The organism is Pseudomonas sp. WC2401 (genome assembly GCF_041200115.1).
In the GTDB taxonomy this organism is placed as follows: domain Bacteria; phylum Pseudomonadota; class Gammaproteobacteria; order Pseudomonadales; family Pseudomonadaceae; genus Aquipseudomonas; species Aquipseudomonas fragi.
The window spans coordinates 1,420,324-1,437,454 of sequence record NZ_CP165623.1 but is presented as its reverse complement, the minus strand read 5'-3'; the positions used below and the strand labels follow the sequence as shown (position 1 = coordinate 1,437,454).

16 protein-coding genes and 6 tRNA genes are annotated in these 17,131 nt (G+C 58.2%); 10 read left to right on the top strand and 12 right to left on the bottom strand.

All coding sequences use genetic code 11. The features are described from left to right. Nucleotides 1-100 precede the first annotated feature (100 nt). On the bottom strand, nt 101-508 hold the full coding sequence (locus AB3G35_RS06600) for a prepilin-type N-terminal cleavage/methylation domain-containing protein (protein ID WP_016779448.1): 408 nt from the start codon (nt 506-508) through the stop codon (nt 101-103). A gap of 211 nt (nt 509-719) precedes the next feature. Between AB3G35_RS06600 and AB3G35_RS06595 the strand changes: the two genes are divergently transcribed. From AB3G35_RS06595 to yacG, 4 genes are read left to right on the top strand one after another with little or no spacing between them, the layout of a single operon-like run. Further along, nucleotides 720-1,937: a type II secretion system F family protein gene (locus AB3G35_RS06595; protein WP_340078960.1), complete on the top strand. Its 1,218-nt coding sequence runs from the start codon at nt 720-722 to the stop codon at nt 1,935-1,937. Nucleotides 1,938-1,939: 2 nt separating this feature from the next. Beyond that, nucleotides 1,940-2,800, top strand: a complete 861-nt coding sequence (locus tag AB3G35_RS06590) for an A24 family peptidase (protein WP_369782395.1) — start codon at nt 1,940-1,942, stop codon at nt 2,798-2,800. A 1-nt stretch (nt 2,801) separates the two neighbouring features. Next, nucleotides 2,802-3,425: a dephospho-CoA kinase gene (coaE, locus tag AB3G35_RS06585; protein WP_016779445.1), complete on the top strand. Its 624-nt coding sequence runs from the start codon at nt 2,802-2,804 to the stop codon at nt 3,423-3,425. Then, nucleotides 3,422-3,625 (top strand): DNA gyrase inhibitor YacG, encoded by a 204-nt coding sequence (yacG, locus tag AB3G35_RS06580; RefSeq protein WP_016779444.1) that lies wholly within the window; start codon nt 3,422-3,424, stop codon nt 3,623-3,625. The genes coaE and yacG overlap by 4 nt, the downstream gene beginning before the upstream one ends. A gap of 102 nt (nt 3,626-3,727) precedes the next feature. Here yacG and AB3G35_RS06575 read toward each other — a convergent pair whose 3' ends face one another. Beyond that, a complete protein-coding gene (locus AB3G35_RS06575; RefSeq protein ID WP_088378954.1) occupies nt 3,728-4,414 on the bottom strand; it encodes an energy-coupling factor ABC transporter permease in 687 nt (228 codons plus the stop codon). A gap of 109 nt (nt 4,415-4,523) precedes the next feature. Between AB3G35_RS06575 and AB3G35_RS06570 the strand changes: the two genes are divergently transcribed. The 4 genes from AB3G35_RS06570 (at nt 4,524) to AB3G35_RS06555 (ending at nt 7,273) form a co-directional block, all read left to right on the top strand. Further along, on the top strand, nt 4,524-5,153 hold the full coding sequence (locus AB3G35_RS06570) for a DUF1780 domain-containing protein (RefSeq protein ID WP_016779443.1): 630 nt from the start codon (nt 4,524-4,526) through the stop codon (nt 5,151-5,153). Further along, nucleotides 5,150-5,677: an MOSC domain-containing protein gene (locus AB3G35_RS06565; RefSeq protein WP_086795850.1), complete on the top strand. Its 528-nt coding sequence runs from the start codon at nt 5,150-5,152 to the stop codon at nt 5,675-5,677. The genes AB3G35_RS06570 and AB3G35_RS06565 overlap by 4 nt, the downstream gene beginning before the upstream one ends. A gap of 54 nt (nt 5,678-5,731) precedes the next feature. Further along, entirely contained in the window at nt 5,732-5,905 is a 174-nt protein-coding gene (locus AB3G35_RS06560) for a DUF3094 family protein (RefSeq protein WP_016779441.1), read from the top strand. 66 nt (nt 5,906-5,971) lie between these two features. Further along, complete coding sequence (locus AB3G35_RS06555) at nt 5,972-7,273, top strand: NAD(P)/FAD-dependent oxidoreductase (protein WP_134049263.1); 1,302 nt, start codon at nt 5,972-5,974, stop codon at nt 7,271-7,273. 197 nt (nt 7,274-7,470) lie between these two features. On the opposite strand, the gene AB3G35_RS06550 is transcribed toward AB3G35_RS06555, so the two are convergent. Then, the gene (locus AB3G35_RS06550) at nt 7,471-8,868 is read right to left on the bottom strand and encodes a glutamate decarboxylase (RefSeq protein ID WP_088378950.1); all 1,398 of its coding nucleotides are present in this window, start codon (nt 8,866-8,868) and stop codon (nt 7,471-7,473) included. A 171-nt stretch (nt 8,869-9,039) separates the two neighbouring features. On the opposite strand from AB3G35_RS06550, the gene glsA reads away from it, so the two are divergent. Together glsA and AB3G35_RS06540 are read left to right on the top strand one after the other, a co-directional pair. Beyond that, nucleotides 9,040-9,993, top strand: coding sequence for a glutaminase A (gene glsA / locus AB3G35_RS06545; RefSeq protein WP_016779438.1), 954 nt, complete (start codon nt 9,040-9,042; stop codon nt 9,991-9,993). A gap of 15 nt (nt 9,994-10,008) precedes the next feature. Continuing rightward, nucleotides 10,009-11,541, top strand: a complete 1,533-nt coding sequence (locus AB3G35_RS06540) for an amino acid permease (RefSeq protein ID WP_106117485.1) — start codon at nt 10,009-10,011, stop codon at nt 11,539-11,541. A 118-nt stretch (nt 11,542-11,659) separates the two neighbouring features. Here the strand turns inward: AB3G35_RS06540 and AB3G35_RS06535 are convergent. The 9 genes from AB3G35_RS06535 to rluD all read right to left on the bottom strand — a co-directional run bounded on the left by AB3G35_RS06535 (nt 11,660) and on the right by rluD (nt 17,046). After that, a tRNA-Lys gene (locus tag AB3G35_RS06535) sits at nt 11,660-11,735 on the bottom strand. A 16-nt stretch (nt 11,736-11,751) separates the two neighbouring features. Beyond that, nucleotides 11,752-11,827 (bottom strand) — tRNA-Asn (locus AB3G35_RS06530). A 119-nt stretch (nt 11,828-11,946) separates the two neighbouring features. Continuing rightward, nucleotides 11,947-12,023, bottom strand: a tRNA-Pro gene (locus AB3G35_RS06525). A gap of 92 nt (nt 12,024-12,115) precedes the next feature. Then, nucleotides 12,116-12,191: transfer RNA gene (locus tag AB3G35_RS06520), tRNA-Lys, on the bottom strand. 5 nt (nt 12,192-12,196) lie between these two features. Then, a tRNA-Pro gene (locus AB3G35_RS06515) sits at nt 12,197-12,273 on the bottom strand. Between the two features lie 9 nt (nt 12,274-12,282). Further along, nucleotides 12,283-12,358 (bottom strand) — tRNA-Asn (locus AB3G35_RS06510). A gap of 306 nt (nt 12,359-12,664) precedes the next feature. Beyond that, nucleotides 12,665-15,232, bottom strand: coding sequence for an ATP-dependent chaperone ClpB (clpB, locus tag AB3G35_RS06505; RefSeq protein WP_016779436.1), 2,568 nt, complete (start codon nt 15,230-15,232; stop codon nt 12,665-12,667). A 120-nt stretch (nt 15,233-15,352) separates the two neighbouring features. Then, complete coding sequence (gene pgeF, locus AB3G35_RS06500) at nt 15,353-16,087, bottom strand: peptidoglycan editing factor PgeF (RefSeq protein ID WP_016779435.1); 735 nt, start codon at nt 16,085-16,087, stop codon at nt 15,353-15,355. Continuing rightward, complete coding sequence (rluD, locus tag AB3G35_RS06495) at nt 16,084-17,046, bottom strand: 23S rRNA pseudouridine(1911/1915/1917) synthase RluD (RefSeq protein WP_029611231.1); 963 nt, start codon at nt 17,044-17,046, stop codon at nt 16,084-16,086. The genes pgeF and rluD overlap by 4 nt, the downstream gene beginning before the upstream one ends. Nucleotides 17,047-17,131: the final 85 nt, after the last annotated feature.

Genomic DNA, 17,131 nt, shown 5'->3' with positions numbered 1-17,131 from the left:
GGTATGTGTAACGCTAGCACCGACGCAAATGCCCGGCAATTACGGCAATGCGGGCCGCAGTGCAAGCAGGCCAGCACATCGGTAGTGGGCCAATCACTGGCTATTTGCAGGCACCGCTGGCCAGGCAAGTACCGTTTTGCGTCCAGATCAGGGTGCTGCCGGAATTGCCTGGGGTCGGTACCAGTACGCTGACCCAACCGCCTGCGGCCTGGGTCCCTGCCAGGGTGATCACACCATCGACCACTGTCATGCCCGCGGCCAGGTTTTCCGTGGCTTCGGCCGGTCCCGGGATACCGTTGGTGCCGGCATCACAGGCCATCAAATCATTGGTCTGGCTGTAGCACAGGGCAACGGCCGTCTTGTAAGTGTTGCTGATGGTGTTCACCTCGGCAAAACGGGTCTTCATCACATGCTCGTGGTAAGCCGGAAATGCGAACGAAGCAATCAGACCGATGATGGCAACCACAATCATCAGTTCGATCAGGGTGAAGCCTTGTTGTTGTTTCACATGAAGTCTCCAGAAAAGGGGCACCCACGGGTGCCAGGCAATGCTGTGCAGGCAAAAAAGTGCGCACAGGCTATCAAGGTTAGTGGGCCGTTGCTCCACAACTGCATCGCAGACACGTTTGCTCACCTTCCAGTTGCCGGGCCAACGCGCAGTGCATCTAGTCTTTGGTCTGAAAACACAGCCGGGCGCGCAGCGCTCCAAGGATCGATGCATGGCAACACAGGCCGTTAAAAACACCCTCTACCGGTGGCAAGGCACAGATGGCAACGGCGTTAAAACCAGTGGCCAGATCTCGGCTGACAGCCACGCCATGATCAGGGTCCAACTACGCCGCCAAGGTATTACCGTTAGTAAAATCCGCCGCCATTACAGTCGCGATCGCGATGCAGGCAAATCCATCACGGCGCTGGATATCACCCTGTTCACCCGCCAGTTGGCAACCCTGATCAGCGCCGGCATTGCCTTGCAGCAAGCCCTGGGGGTGATCGCCGACGGTTTCGAGAGCCGGGCCATGCGCCAGCAGGTCACCGAACTCAAACAGGACATCGGCGCAGGCACCAGCCTGGCGGCAGCACTGCGCAAAAGACCGGCACATTTCGACCCGCTGTTTTGCAGCCTCGTAGAAGCGGGGGAACTGGCCGGGGCGCTGGACGTCATGCTGCAACGGGTAGCGACCTACAGGGAGAAAACCGAAGCCCTGAAAAAGAAAATCAAAAAAGCCATGACCTACCCCAGCGCCGTGCTCTTGGTGGCGCTGGGGGTCTGCAGTATTTTGCTGATCGCAGTGGTACCGCAGTTTCAGGGCGTGTTCCGCTCATTCGATGCGCAACTGCCGGCGCTGACCTTGTGGGTCATCGGCCTGTCTGATGGCCTGCAGGCACATGGCCTGTGGCTGCTGTGTGTGTGCGGCGTCATTCTGGCCGGCCTTCATCATCGCTACAAACATTGCCCAGCCTTGCGCCAGCGCATTGATCGCTGGCTGCTGCATTTACCCGTGCTGGGCAATCTGCTGCACATGTCAGCCATCGCCCGTTTTGCGCGCACGCTGTCGACCACCCTGGCTGCCGGGGTGCCATTGCTCGAAGCGCTGAATAGTGTCGCCAGCGCCACGCGCAATAACCTGCACAAGGACGCAGTGCTGCGGCTCAAACAACAGGTTGCGACTGGTAGCCCGATCCATGTGGCAATGGCTGCAGTCGGAGTATTCCCGGGCATGGCAATTCAGATGACAGCAATTGGCGAAGAATCCGGCACATTAGACAGCATGCTGGACCACGTTGCCGCCTATTATGAAAGCGAGGTCGACACACAGGTCGACCACCTCACAACGTTGCTGGAGCCGATCATCATGGTGGTACTTGGAGTTATGGTTGGCGGGCTGGTCATCGCCATGTACTTGCCGATCTTCAACCTGGGCCAGGTAATCTGAGCATGATTGAATTGCTGAGCCATCACCCCGACGCGTTTATCGCCTGCGCCCTGATTCTCGGCTTGCTGGTGGGCAGCTTTATCAATGTGCTGGTGTGGCGCTTGCCCCAGATGCTTGAACGGGACTGGCAGGCCCAGGCGCGCGACATACTGGGCTTGCCCGAGCCTGCCAGGGGCCCTGTGTATAACCTGCTGCGCCCGCGCTCCCACTGCCCAAATTGCCAGCATTCACTGCGTGCCCGGGAGAACATTCCGCTGCTGAGCTACCTGTTTTTACGCGGCAAGTGCTCACACTGCAAAACCCCGATCAGCCTGCGTTACCCCCTTACGGAGCTGGCCTGCGCGGCATTGTCGGCTTTTGTTGCCTGGCATTTCGGTTTTGGCGCCCAGGCAGGCTGGATGCTGGTGCTGACCTGGGGGTTACTCGCCATTTGCCTGATCGATGCCGAGCATCAAATCGTGCCCGACGTGCTGGTTTTCCCGCTGCTCTGGCTGGGCTTGCTGCTCAACAGCTTCTCCCTGTTCACCACACTGGGGCAGGCCGTATGGGGCGCAGCGCTGGGCTATGCCTGCCTGTGGTCGGTGTTCTGGATGTTCAAACTGATCACCGGCAAGGACGGCATGGGCTACGGCGACTTCAAGCTACTGGCCGTGCTCGGCGCCTGGGGCGGGGTTGCGGTTCTGCCGCTGACCATCCTGCTGTCTTCACTGCTGGGGGCCGCTGCAGGGGTTGGGCTGTTGCTCTTGCGCCGGGCCAGGACCAGTACCCCGATCCCTTTTGCACCGTATCTGGCAATTGCCGGCTGGATTGCATTGCTCTGGGGTGGTCAAATAACCGGCTTCTATTGGCAGGTTTCGGTTTGACATGATGACTCCACCCTCCAAACCCTGGATTCTCGGGCTTACCGGCGGTATCGGTAGTGGCAAAAGCGCCGCTGCCGAGCACTTTGCCGCGATGGGCATACATGTGGTGGACGCTGATCATGCGGCGCGCTGGGTCGTTGAGCCGGGGCGTCCGGCGCTGGCCAGGATTGCCGAACACTTTGGCACGCAGGTGCTGCAAGCCGACGGGCAACTCAACCGCGGCGCATTGCGCAACCTGATCTTTGCCGATCCCGAGCAACGCCGCTGGCTTGAAGCACTGCTGCACCCGCTGATTCGTGAAGAGATCGCGGACAATCTGGCGCAGGCACAATCGCCTTATGCCATTCTGGTTTCACCGCTGTTGATCGAGTCCGGCCAATACACGACAACCCAACGCGTACTGGTGATCGATGCACCGCAAGCCTTGCAGATACAACGCACGCTATTGCGCGACAACACCAGCGAACAGCAGGTCCAGGCCATTCTCAAGGCACAGGCCAGCCGCGAAGATCGCCTTCGCCACGCTGACGATGTGCTGGTCAATGACAAGGATCTGAAGGCGCTGCAGACTGAGGTCGAGCGCCTGCATCACTTTTATTTAACTCTGCGTGGAGGCCAACCATGACCAAACCTATGACCATCGACTGCCCGACCTGCGGCACAGCCGTGCAATGGGATACCACCAACGCGTTTCGCCCGTTTTGCTCTGACCGCTGCAAACTGATCGACCTGGGCGCCTGGGCCAGCGAGGAGCACAAGATCCCGGTCAGCCCGGATGCTGAAGATGATCTGTTTTCTGAAGACCTGAGCGAACGCCTGCACTAATAACGTGGGAGCAGGCTTGCTCGCGATTCAGGCAACCCGGCCTGTCAGGTAAACCGCAGCGATACCATCGCGGGCAGCCCGGCTCCCACAGGGCAAGGCCATTTATTCGGGGCCATCATCCTTCCACGGTGCCGCCAGGTAGCGGGTTCGATTGAAGGTCTCAAGCCACTCGGGGCAGAACACCACCAGTGCGGTAACCAGCATCCCGTTGATAAACGCCTCGGGAAAGATGATCAGCCACAGATAACCGACAAAGTCCTCCAGCCAGAACGGCATCACGAACAACCCGTCCAGCCACAACACCCCAAGCACCGCCCCGATACACAGCAACGCCGCCAACGCTGCGGCAAAAAAGCCCGAACAAAAGATATACACAAAGGGATTACGCGGCTGCGCCCGCTCGACCATGCGCGCACAGCCTTCGGTCACGGCGATCGGCAACAGAATCAGCAGCACGCCATTGACCCCCATCGCGGCCAGTTCCTGACGCCCCAGCAGCACCAGCCCCACTTGCGCCAGAAGCGCACCGACAACCGCCAGTGGCCAGTCGAGAAGCAACGTGACCACTGTCAGGCCAATAAAGTGATAAGACACCCCGCCCTCAAAGTCGCGCCGTACCAGCCACAGCAAAAACAGCCCGAACACCGTTCCAAACAACAGGTGCTGGCGCCGTGTGTCGCTAAACAGCTCAACCCAGGGCGTGCGCCAGATGGCCCACAGCACAACGGGAACATAAATCAGCCAGCCGATCACCAGCGTTTGTGTGGATAACACCTGCGTACTGATCATCTGCCTTGCCCTGCCTGTTCAAAACACACCGCTCAACCCTCCCTGGTGGATGCGCCTGAGTCTACACCCGGACTTTCAGTAACACCTGTTTCAAGGCTAAGCTGCGTGCATGGACGACTCAGATTATCTACGCCTGCTCACCATCCAGGCCGAGCAAGCCAATGCCTTTTTATCCAATGCCCGCAAATGGGAGCGTGAGCGTTGGGTCTGCCAGCGCCTGCTGCAAGGCCTGAATATCCCCTACCACAGTGAAGATTTCCTGCAGGCAGGCCAGGAACCTCCTGACGTGCTGTTCGGCGACGCACGCTTTGAAGTGTTCTTTGTGCTCGATGAAGGCCGACGCCTGAACGATGAATGGCGCGCAGAACTGCAGCGCAGGCGCAGTGCCTATTCCCTGAGCCAACTGGTCAGGCGCGAAGCGCGGCCCAAACGGATTCCGGCGAGCAAGCTGTTGCAGCGCCTGGGTCCGACCCTGCATAAAAAAGCCACCAACTACAAAGAGCGCGATATCGACCTGAGTCAGCTGGATATCATTGCGTTTTCCAGCCTCAAGCGCGAAGTGCTGGACCTTAACAGCCACTTTCCGCCGCCCACTGAATATTTGCGCCAGGGCTGGCGTTCGCTGTCGCTGGTAGGCCCTACCTTTGCCCGGGTGCTGTTTGCCCAGCCGGACGCACCGGACTTTCTGCGCAACAACCTGGGGCGCAGCATTATTTTTGATGTGGGCATCAGCCTGTGAGCCCGCTGCAGGAGCTTATGGCCGAAGTCCCGCAAACCGGCCGCGTGCGCTGGATTGGCGTGCGCCCCGAGTCCCGGGCAGACATGCTCGAACTGGACGCGGTAGAAGCCCGCCGCGAAGCCGGACTGACCGGCGATCATGCCCGGCCCGGCGCCCGTAATGCCCGCCAGGTGACCCTGATACAATGGGAACATCTGGCCGTTATCAACTCGCTGCTGGGGCGCACAGCGGATCAGCCGATCCTGGCGCAGGACTTGCGGCGTAATCTGGTGGTCAGCGGGATTAACCTGTTCAGCCTCAAGGGCCGGCGTTTCAGGGTTGGCCAGGCCATCCTCGAAACCACCGGCTGGTGCCAGCCCTGCGCGCGCCTGGAACAGCGCCTTGGCCGCGGGACGTTCCAGGCGGTACGCGGCCACGGCGGAATCACGGCCCGGGTAATCGAAAGCGGGATCATTCGTCTAGACGACGAACTGCGGGTCGAGCCGCTGGGGCCGCACGGCTATGCTTCTTTTCATCCCGGTTGATCAATGCTGTAGCTTTTACACACCCTGCAACGTCTATTTGACGAGGCCAAAAATATGCCCAGCCGTCTGAACCCCGATGATCTGAAGCGTGTCGAAGAGTACCTTCAACTGCCACAAAATCAGGTTGAGCGCCGGCCTTTCAGGCCCTGGCTGCTCCTTGCCATCGTGGTGGTTGCGGTCATCGGCATGGGCCTTTTGAGCCGCCTCCTGAGTTACCTGGCGCTATGAGCTGCGTTGCGCTCGCCCAGGCACCCTCAGGCACAGAATTCTTTTCAAGCCTTGTGAGTGATACCCATGACCCATCGTATTGTTATCGTCGGCGGCGGCGCCGGCGGCCTGGAGTTGGCGACCCGCCTGGGCAAGACTCTGGGCAAGCGCGGCAAGGCCAGCGTCACGCTGGTCGATGCCAACCTGACCCATATCTGGAAACCGCTGCTGCATGAAGTCGCTGCCGGTTCGCTGAACTCATCGGAAGACGAGCTCAACTACGTCGCCCAGGCCAAATGGAATCACTTTCAATTCCAGCTGGGCCGCATGAGCGGTCTCGATCGCGAACTGAAAAAGATCTCATTGTCGGCAACCCTCGACGAAAATGGCGAGGAACTGGTGCCTGCCCGCGAGCTGGCTTACGACACCCTGGTGATTGCGGTGGGCAGTACCACCAATGACTTCGGCACCCTAGGCGCGGCCGAACACTGCCTGTTCCTCGATACCCGCAAGCAGGCCGAAAAATTTCACCAGCAATTGCTCAATCATTACCTGCGTGCCCACGCCGGGCAAAGCGATGCGCTCGAACAGATCAGCGTGGCCATTGTCGGTGCAGGCGCAACCGGGGTCGAACTGGCAGCCGAACTGCACAATGCCGCCCACGAACTGGCAGCCTACGGCCTGGACCGGATCAAACCGGAAAACATGCATATCACCCTGATCGAAGCGGGCCCACGGGTACTGCCTGCCCTGCCGGACCGTATTGGCGGGCCTGTGCATAAAACCCTGGAGAAGCTCGGGGTCACAGTGCTGACCAACTCCGCCGTCAGCGAAGTCACAGCTGACAGCTTGATCACCAAAGATGGTCAGGTGATTCCTGCGAGTTTGAAGGTTTGGGCTGCGGGGATTCGTGCGCCAGGGTTTCTCAAGGACATCGCGGGCCTGGAAACCAACCGCATCAACCAGCTGGTGGTCCGCCCTACCCTGCAAACCACCCGTGACGACAATATTTTTGCCTTTGGCGATTGCGCTGCCTGCCCGCAACCAGGCACCGACAAGCTGGTGCCGCCTCGCGCCCAGGCCGCTCACCAGCAGGCGTCGTTGCTGGCCAAGTCGCTGAAATTGCGACTTGAAGGTAAAACTCAGCTGCCGGACTACACCTACCGCGATTATGGCTCGCTGATTTCCCTGTCGAGCTTTTCGGCTGTGGGTAACTTGATGGGCAGCCTGATGGGTACGGTCATGCTGGAAGGCTGGTTGGCGCGGATGTTTTACATCTCGCTGTACCGCATGCACCAGATGGCACTGTATGGCACCTTCCGCACCTTGATGCTGATGCTGGGCAGCAGAATCGGACGCGGCACCGAGCCGCGCCTGAAACTGCATTAACACCGTGGCGCTTGGAGCCGCTGCCGAGCCTGCGAGCCTGCGTCCGGCTGCGTAGCAGTCGTAAAATCAAGCACTATGGAGTGTCAGTTACACCCTGCACTCAGTGTTTACGATTGCTTCGCAATCGGGCGTAGCCTCGCAAGCTCGGCAACTGCTACGAAAGCGGCTTGCAGCGCACCATAGAATTGCGGGGCGGGTTAACGCCCTGCGTGATTCCCCGCCTCGGCTTCACGGCCTTTAAAGCCGTGGGGCTGATGCTCATCAAAGAATTGCACCGCGCGCACAAAATCCTCCAGCAACAACTTGGCCATGTCGATCGACATACCCTGCTTCACCAAAATCCGCTGCACCACGACGTTCTCGACATTTGCCGGCAAGCTGTACGCGGGCACCAGCCAACCACGGGTACGCAACCGGTCTGCCAGGTCATATAGCGAGTAAGAAGTTTTCGCCCCCGGCTTCAGACGCCAGGTCAACGCCGGAATCCCCAACTGCGGGTCACCGTTATAGAGCATCTCGAACGGCCCGACCTTGACCAGCTCAGCCGCGAGAAACTGCGCCGTCTGGTAGCAGGCGGAATGAATACGCTCATAACCTTCACGCCCAAGGCGCAAGAAGTTGTAGTACTGCGAGATGATCTGCCCGGCCGGGCGTGAAAAATTCAGGGCGAACGTTGGCATATCGCCCCCCAGATAATTCACATGGAACACCAGCCCTTCAGGCAGCTCCTTCTCGTCGCGCCACACTACCCAGCCTGCGCCCAGTGGCGCCAGGCCGAACTTGTGCCCGGAGGTACTGATGGACTTGACCCGCGGCACGCGGAAATCCCAAAGAATGTCCGGCGCACAAAAGGGTGCCAACATCGCGCCACTTGCGCCGTCGACGTGCAGGTCAACGTTCAGCCCGGTGCTTTTTTGCAGATCATCCAGGGCATCGGATAACGGCTTTACGGTTTCATACAGGCCGGTGAACGTCTGGCCAAAGGTCGGTACCACCACGATGGTGTTTTCATCGACCCTCTCCAGCATGTCCTCGGGAGTCATGAACCAATGGCCTTCAGACATTGGCACTTCACGAATCTCGACATCCCAGTAACGGGCAAACTTGTGCCAGCACACCTGTACCGGGCCGCACACCATATTCGGTGCAGTGGTCGGCTTGCCTGCCGCCTTGCGCACCGCACGCCAGCGCCACAAGGCAGCCAGGCCACCCAACATGCAGGCTTCACTGGAACCGACCGTGGAAGTACCGATGGTGGTGGCCGCAGCCGGCGAATGCCATAAGTCCGCCAGCATATGAATACAGCGATTTTCCAGTTCCGCAGACTGGGGGTACTCATCCTTGTCGATCATGTTCTTGTCGATCGACAGGTCCATCAGCTTGTGGACCTCATCCTCTTCCCAGGTCTGGCAAAAGGTCGCCAGGTTCTGCCGGGAGTTGCCATCCAGATACAACTCATCGTGGACCAGTTGATAAACCTCCCCTGGCGCTTGCTCAGCCTCGGGGAACAGCTTGATCGCAGCGGCATGAGCCAGCGCAGAAGAACCAAATACGGGATCGACGTCCTTGTTGCGCTTGATACGGTGCAGTGCCATATGAACTCTCCTTGAGTAGTGGTCAACCTGTGAGCCCGCCCTGGTCACTCTGGCTCAACTTCGGCCAAGCCAGCATAGACAAGCATTTGAGGTCTGCCGTCCGATTTCCGACCATCGTGCATTTTCCGATCTATAGTCTCGGATCTTGAAAGTACTCACGGAGCGAGCACGATGAAGCAAAGACCCACGACCGTCGACACCACGGTAAAACAGGCGCTGGACCAAGCCCTGCAACGGTTTGCCAGCAATCAGCACGGCAAGAATGCCAGCTATATTCCTTACCTGGCCTCAGTGCCATCCCATCTTTTCGGCATCAGCATCATGTTCTGCGACGGCACCCATGCCGAGGTGGGCGATACCGAATATGCCTTCGCCATCGAGTCGATTTCCAAGGTTTTCACCCTCGCCCATGTGCTCGATGAAGTGGGGCCTGAAGCCTTGCGCAGCAAAATCGGTTGCGACCCTACCGGCGAGCCGTTCAACTCGGTGATTGCCCTGGAATTGCACAAGGGCCGACCCCTCAACCCATTCGTCAATGCAGGGGCGATGGCCACCGTCAGCTTGCTTGAGGCCGACACGGCGCAAGCCCGTTGGGACCAGATCCAGACGACCTACAACCTCTTCGCCGGGCGCGGGCTGACAGTCAACGACGAGGTGTATCAGTCCGAAGCCAAGACCAACCAGCACAACCGCGGCATTGCCTGGCTGCTGCAGAGTTACGGCTATATGCACGCCGACCCGATGGAAGTGTGTGCCGTCTACACCCGCCAATGTTCCGTGGCGATCACCTGCCATGACCTGGTGATCATGGGCGCTACCCTGGCCAATGGCGGCGTCAATCCGATTACCGGAAAACGCGCGGTGCAGGCCAGGAACGTGGCGCCAATCCTCTCCGAAATGACCTTAAATGGCCTGTATGACACCACGGGGGACTGGTACTACAAAGTCGGCTTACCGGGCAAAAGCGGGGTCGGCGGCGGGATTCTGGCTGTGGTTCCGGGCGTGTGCGCCATCGCCGCCTTTGCCCCGCCGCTGGATGTGGCCGGTAACAGCGTTCGCGGTCAACTGGCTGCCGAATACCTTAGCCGCACGCTCAACCTGAGCCTGCTGCACGAATTCGCGTAAGGGGGCGGACTAATTATGGCTACCACCAGCAAAGCTAAAACCTACATGTCCTGGCTGACCATCTGCTTCATGATGGTTGCCGCTGTTGCCAGTATTCGTTCGTTGCCCAGCATGGCCGTTTATGGCCTGGGTTCAGTGTTTCTCTATGTCATCCCGGCACTGCTGTTTTTCATTCCGGTCTCCCTGGTCGCCTCTGAACTGGGCACAGGCTGGAACGGCGGAATTTATGGCTGGGTCCGGCAAGCCTATGGCGACCGTCCGGGCTTTTTCATCATGTGGTTCATGTGGGTGCAAGTGGTGGTCTGGTACCCCATCGTGCTCGGGTTTGGCGCCAGCACCATGGCCTATCTGATCAACCCGGAGCTGGCCAAAAGCGGGGTATTTACTGCGGCAGTTATCATTGTTTTGTACTGGCTATCGACATTTGTGGCACTGAACGGGCTGACCGCACTGTCGAAACTGACGTCCTGGTTCATGCTGCTGGGCACTGCATTGCCCGCCGCGCTCCTGGTTTTGCTGGGCGTGGCCTGGCTGGTGCTGGGGCATAAATCGGCAACGCCACTGACCTGGGATGCCTTGATCCCGGCCATTTTCGATACCCACTCCACGGTCAAATCCGGCTCGCGCAACCTGCACCCGGACTTCTGGCAGGAATTTACCGGCGCCATCACCGGGCTGGTCCTGATTGTGAGTAACTTCCTGGCGTTTGCCGGTATCGAAATGAACGCCATTCACGCGCGCGAATTGCGTAACCCGCAAAAGGAAATGCCACGGGCGATTCTGCTGGCCTTCTTTATGATCCTGCTGGTATTTATCCCGCCTACCGTGGCGATTTCGCTGGTGGTCCCTGCGGACTCAACCAGCCTCACCGCCGGGGTTATCCAGGCTTACGCGGCGTTCTTCCAGGGTTTCGACATGCCGTGGGCCACCCCGATCATGGCCATCTTGCTGATTATCGGTGCACTGGGCGGCGTACTGGCCTGGACTGCCGGGCCGTCTACCGGCTTGCTGTTTGTCGGCAAGGCCGGGATGCTGCCTCCGGTAATGCAGGAAGTGAACAAAAAAGGCGTGCAAAAAAACATTCTGTATTTACAGGCCATTATCGTCACCTTGCTGTCGACGATTTACATCTTTCTCGACAACGTATCTGATGCCTTCTGGATGATCAGTGCGATGGCAGCACTGATGTACCTGATCATTTACGTATTTATGTTTATGGCGGCCATGAAGTTGCGCAAAACACAGCCCAATGTAAAACGTGGCTATGTGCTCAAGGGCCTGCACGGCTGGTGTTATCTGGGGTTATTTTCGACCTGCGTAGCACTGATTTTCGGCTTTATACCGCCCAACAGCTTCAGCAGCATGCCGTTTTTCGAATATGCGGGGATCTTGTTGCTGGGGTTGATCGTGGCAGGCGTGCCGCCGTTTATCTTCTATGCATTGCGCAAGCCGTCATGGCAGATGGTGCCCAAGGCAGAAGCAGATCAGTATTCGGCCGCGCTGCAGGATCTTCAGGACGCGGACAACAAGGCTGCAAACCCAAGCTGAAGCAATAACCTCGGCAGCTGCTACGCGCGGGTGTAGTTATTGCGGCTCGAAGGCAGCGACAGGGCTGCGTTTATTGCAGGCATAAAAAAAGCGTCCAATGGACGCTTTTTTTATAAAATGGTGGGTCGTGTGGGATTCGAACCTACGACCAATTGGTTAAAAGCCAACTGCTCTACCAACTGAGCTAACGACCCAAAAGTACATTGAAAATGGCTCCACGACCTGGACTCGAACCAGGGACCCAATGATTAACAGTCATTTGCTCTACCAACTGAGCTATCGCGGAACTACATACTTCAATTAAAACGTAAATAAAAAAGCGCCCCTGCGGACGCTCTTTTATGGCCTCTGATGCGACTGGCATCAGCGCCTTATTTTCTACACCCATTACTGCCGGGCAGAAAATGGTCGGGGTAAGGGGATTCGAACTCCTGACATCCTGCTCCCAAAGCAGGCGCGCTACCGGACTGCGCTATACCCCGGTAAAAAAAAGCACCTTCAAGAGGCGCCTTCTTCGATCAGTGCTTTTGGCCTCTGATCTTAAGATCTAACCCCAGCGAACTGGAGCCAAAAATGGTGGGTCGTGTGGGATTCGAACCTACGACCAATTGGTTAAAAGCCAACTGCTCTACCAACTGAGCTAACGACCCAAAAATGGTCGGGGTAAGGGGATTCGAACTCCTGACATCCTGCTCCCAAAGCAGGCGCGCTACCGGACTGCGCTATACCCCGGCTTGAAAATGGCTCCACGACCTGGACTCGAACCAGGGACCCAATGATTAACAGTCATTTGCTCTACCAACTGAGCTATCGCGGAACTACATATTTCAATTTGTAACGTTGTTGCCTTACTGCTTTGCAACACTCTTCGAGTTCTACGCATCGCTGCGTTGGCGTCTCTGAGGTCGGCTATTCTACAAGCTTTAGAAGCCTTGTCAACCCTTATTTTTCGTTAGAAGACAATTACTTAGCTCTTCTAGCGGGCGTCTCGGTTTGGGCCAAGTTGCCGTTCCGGGTTGCTTGCTGCGGGGCGCATATTACAAGCGTTTTCCTTACAGATCAACACCCTAGAAAAAAAAGGCCTCGCAAAGCGAGGCCTCTCTTAAAACACCGCCTTCAAACCTTATGCGAAGACGATTTCGTCGTCCTTCACGCTGGCTGTCACGGTGGTGCCTGGCAAGAACTGACCGGACAGAATCAGTTGCGCCAGCGGGTTTTCGATCCAGCGCTGGATCGCCCGTTTCAGAGGGCGTGCGCCATAAACCGGGTCGTAACCCACCGCAATCAGCTTGTCCAGAGCATCCTGGTTCAGCTCAAGGCTGAGGTCACGTTCCGCCAGACGGCTGCGCAGACGACCCAACTGGATCTCGGCGATGCCGGCAATCTGATCACGGGCCAGAGGCTCGAAGATCACCACTTCGTCGATCCGGTTCACAAACTCCGGACGGAAGTGGGTGCTGACCGCATCCATCACCGCTGCACGTTGCGCTTCGCGATCGCCCACCAGCTCCTGGATCTGTGCAGAACCCAGGTTGGAGGTCATCACGATCACCGTGTTGCGGAAATCTACGGTGCGACCATGGCTGTCAGTCAGGCGACCGTCTTCCAGCACTTGCAGCAACACGTTGAACACATCCGGATGGGCCTTCTCGACCTCATCCAGCAGGATCACCGAGTAAGGCTTGCGCCGTACCGCTTCGGTCAGGTAACCGCCTTCCTCGTAACCCACATAGCCTGGTGGCGCACCAATCAGTCGAGCCACGGAATGTTTCTCCATGAACTCGGACATATCGATCCGCACCATCGCCTCTTCAGTATCAAAGAGGAACTCGGCCAGCGCTTTGCACAGCTCGGTTTTACCCACACCGGTCGGGCCGAGGAACATGAACGAGCCGCTTGGCCGGTTCGGATCACTCAGGCCGGCACGGGAACGGCGCACAGCGTTGGACACCGCCACAACCGCCTCGTCCTGACCGATCACGCGCTCATGCAACAGGCTTTCCATTTTCATCAGCTTGTCGCGTTCGCCTTCGAGCATCTTGGAGACCGGAATACCCGTCCACTTCGATACCACTTCAGCGATTTCCTCTTCGGTCACCTTGCTGCGCAACAACTGGTTCTCAGTTTTTTCGCTGTGCTCGTCGACCATCTGCAGGCTGCGTTCCAGATCAGGGATGATCCCGTACTGCAACTCGGCCATGCGGTTGAGGTTACCGCTGCGGCGGGCCACTTCAAGCTCCTGGCGCGCCTGCTCGATTTTCTGCTGGATCTGGGCAGAACCCTGCACTTCGGCTTTTTCCGAGGTCCAGATTTCTTCCAGGTCCGAGTATTCACGCTCGTGACGCTCGATTTCTTCCTGCAATTTCTCGAGGCGTTTTTTCGCTGCCTCGTCTTCTTCTTTCTTCAGCGCCTGGGCTTCAACTTTGAGTTGAATCAAGCGACGCTCAAGACGGTCCAGCACCTCAGGCTTGGAGTCGATCTCCATGCGGATGCGGCTGGCCGCTTCATCCATCAGGTCAATCGCCTTGTCAGGCAACTGCCGGTCAGTGATGTAACGATGGCTGAGCTTGACCGCGGCAATGATCGCGCCGTCGGTAATCGCCACCTTGTGGTGAACCTCATAACGCTCTTTGAGGCCACGCAGGATCGCGATGGTGTCTTCTTCGCTCGGCTCGTCCACCAGTACTTTCTGGAAGCGACGCTCAAGTGCTGCGTCCTTCTCGATGTATTGGCGGTACTCATTGAGCGTGGTCGCACCCACGCAGTGCAACTCACCGCGAGCCAATGCAGGCTTGAGCATATTGCCCGCATCCATTGCGCCCTCGCCTTTACCGGCGCCGACCATGACGTGCAATTCGTCGATAAACAGGATGACCTGGCCTTCCTGTTTCGACAGCTCGTTGAGCACCGCTTTCAGACGCTCTTCAAATTCACCGCGGAACTTGGCACCGGCAATCAACGCACCGATGTCCAGCGACAGCAGGCGTTTGCCTTTAAGACCGTCAGGCACTTCGCCGTTGATGATCCGTTGTGCCAGACCTTCGGCAATCGCGGTTTTACCCACGCCAGGCTCACCGATCAGTACCGGGTTGTTTTTGGTACGGCGCTGCAGGACCTGGATGGTGCGACGAATTTCATCGTCACGACCGATAACCGGGTCGAGCTTGCCTTCTTCGGCGCGCTTGGTCAGGTCAATGGTGTACTTGTCCAGCGCCTGGCGCGACTCTTCAACGTTGGGGTCATTGACCGCTTCGCCGCCACGCAGGTTGTTGATGGCGTTTTCCAGGGCTTTCTTGCTCACACCCTGGCCCAGCAACAACTTGCCCAGCTTGCTGTTGTCGTCCATCGCGGCCAGCAATACCACTTCGCTGGTGATGTACTGATCGCCCTTTTGCTGCGCCAGGCGGTCTGCCTGGTTCAACAGACGCGCCAGATCCTGCGACATATTCACGTCGCCAGTAGGATTCTGGATTTTTGGCAGTTGATCCAGCTCTTTGGTCAGCTCTTTACGCAGGCTGTTTACATCGAAACCGACTTGCATCAGCAGCGGCTTGATTGAACCGCCCTGCTGTTCCAGCAATGCCTGCATCAAGTGCGCGGGCTCGATCGCCGGATGATCGAGGCCAACGGCCAATGACTGGGCATCGGACAACGCCAATTGCAACTTGCTGGTTAATCTATCTATACGCATTCGTCACCTTCCTTATGAGCAGGCCGGAGGGATGGAAACTCCTGAATGAAGAAACCTGCCAGATACCATAGTAGATGCGGGCGATTACGAGAGTTTCAAGCGTTGGTCGAATGACCTGGATCAGCTGGACGGTCTTTCGATCCAGACCAGTGATGCGAAACGGCCAGTATTGGGGCTGCGCCGATAGGAGAAGAAACGCGGGTCGGTCACGGTACAAAAACCGCCACCGTACACAGCCGTGATACCGAAACGGGCCAGGCGCAGACGCGCCAGCTCATAGATATCAGCCATATAACGCCCGGCATTGATGCTGGGCACAAAGGCGGCTTCAGCCTGGGGCAGATCTTTGATAAAAACCTCCCGCACCTCGCCCCCGACCTCAAACGCCTTGGGGCCAATGGCCGGGCCAAGCCACACAAGAATCTCCCGGGGCTCTACATTGAGGCTTTGCGCTGCGGCTTCAAGCACGCCTGCCGCCAGCCCGCGCCAGCCGGCATGGGCGGCTGCAACACGGGTACCGGCACGGTCGCAAAACAGCGCAGGCAAGCAATCCGCCGTCATTGCCGTGCAGGCAATTCCAGGTGTTGCAGTCCAGCTGGCGTCAGCTTCGACTATCAGCTGCGGATTGGCAGGTGCGACCACAACCCCGTGAACCTGACTAAGCCAGGCGGGCTGTACGTCAAAAATATGGGTAAGGCGTTGGCGATTGTGTGCAACGGCAACTGGATCGTCGCCCACATGGTCGCCCAGGTTGAAGCTGTCGAACGGCGCCACACTGACGCCGCCCGCACGGGTGGTCACACAGGCCCTGATGCCTGCCGGCGCAGGCCAGTCAGGAATCAGGAAGGTATTCACCCGATAAATGCCTCACGGTCTTGCTTGAGCAACGTCAGCAACCAGACAAAGTCGTCTGGCAGAGGCGATTCCCAGCTCATGCGCTTACCGGTCGTCGGATGATCCAGCTCGAGGAAACGAGCATGGAGCGCCTGACGCGGGAAGTTTTTCAGGGACTCGACCATCGTCACACTGGCAGACGGCGGAATACGGAAGCGACCGCCGTAGGCAGGGTCTCCGACCAACGGGAAGTTGATGTGAGACATATGCACACGGATCTGGTGCGTACGCCCGGTTTCCAGCTTGACCCGCACATGGGTGTGGGAACGGAAACGCTCAAGCACACGGTAATGACTCACCGCCTGCTTGCCGCCTTCCATAACCGCCATGCGCTGGCGCTGCTGGCCGTGACGGCCGATGGGCGCGTCGATCTTGCCCCCGGCGGTGACGACACCGATAACGATGCACTCATAGATACGGCTGACACTGCGGCTCTGCAACTGTGTAACCAGTTGCGTCTGCGCCTGGATGGTCTTGGCGACCACCATCAGACCGGTGGTGTCCTTGTCCAGGCGATGCACGATCCCCGCACGCGGCACATTGATAATGTCCGGTACGTGGTGCAGCAAGGCATTGAGCAAAGTACCGCTGGCATGCCCTGCAGCCGGGTGCACCACCAGGCCCGCAGGCTTGTTGATGACCAGGATGTCATCGTCTTCGTAGACGATGTCCAGGGGGATGTCTTCAGCGATCCACTCACCCTGGGCTTCCTGCTCTGCAGTCAGCTCCAGGATGGCACCGCCGTGCACGATGTCACGGGGGCGTATGACGGCTCCGTCCACAGTCAGGCGGCCGTCTTTGATCCAGGCGGAAAGGCGCGAGCGCGAGTGCTCAGCGAATAATTGTGCGGCGACTTGATCGAGGCGTTGGCCACCCAGTTCGGACGGCACCTCTTCGCGAAGTTGAATTTTCTCGGACATGCTCATCAGGACCGCGCCAAGCCTTTGGTTTCGGCTGCGCGCTTGTGGTTAAATACGGCGTCTTTTGCCCCGAGGCTTTTCACGG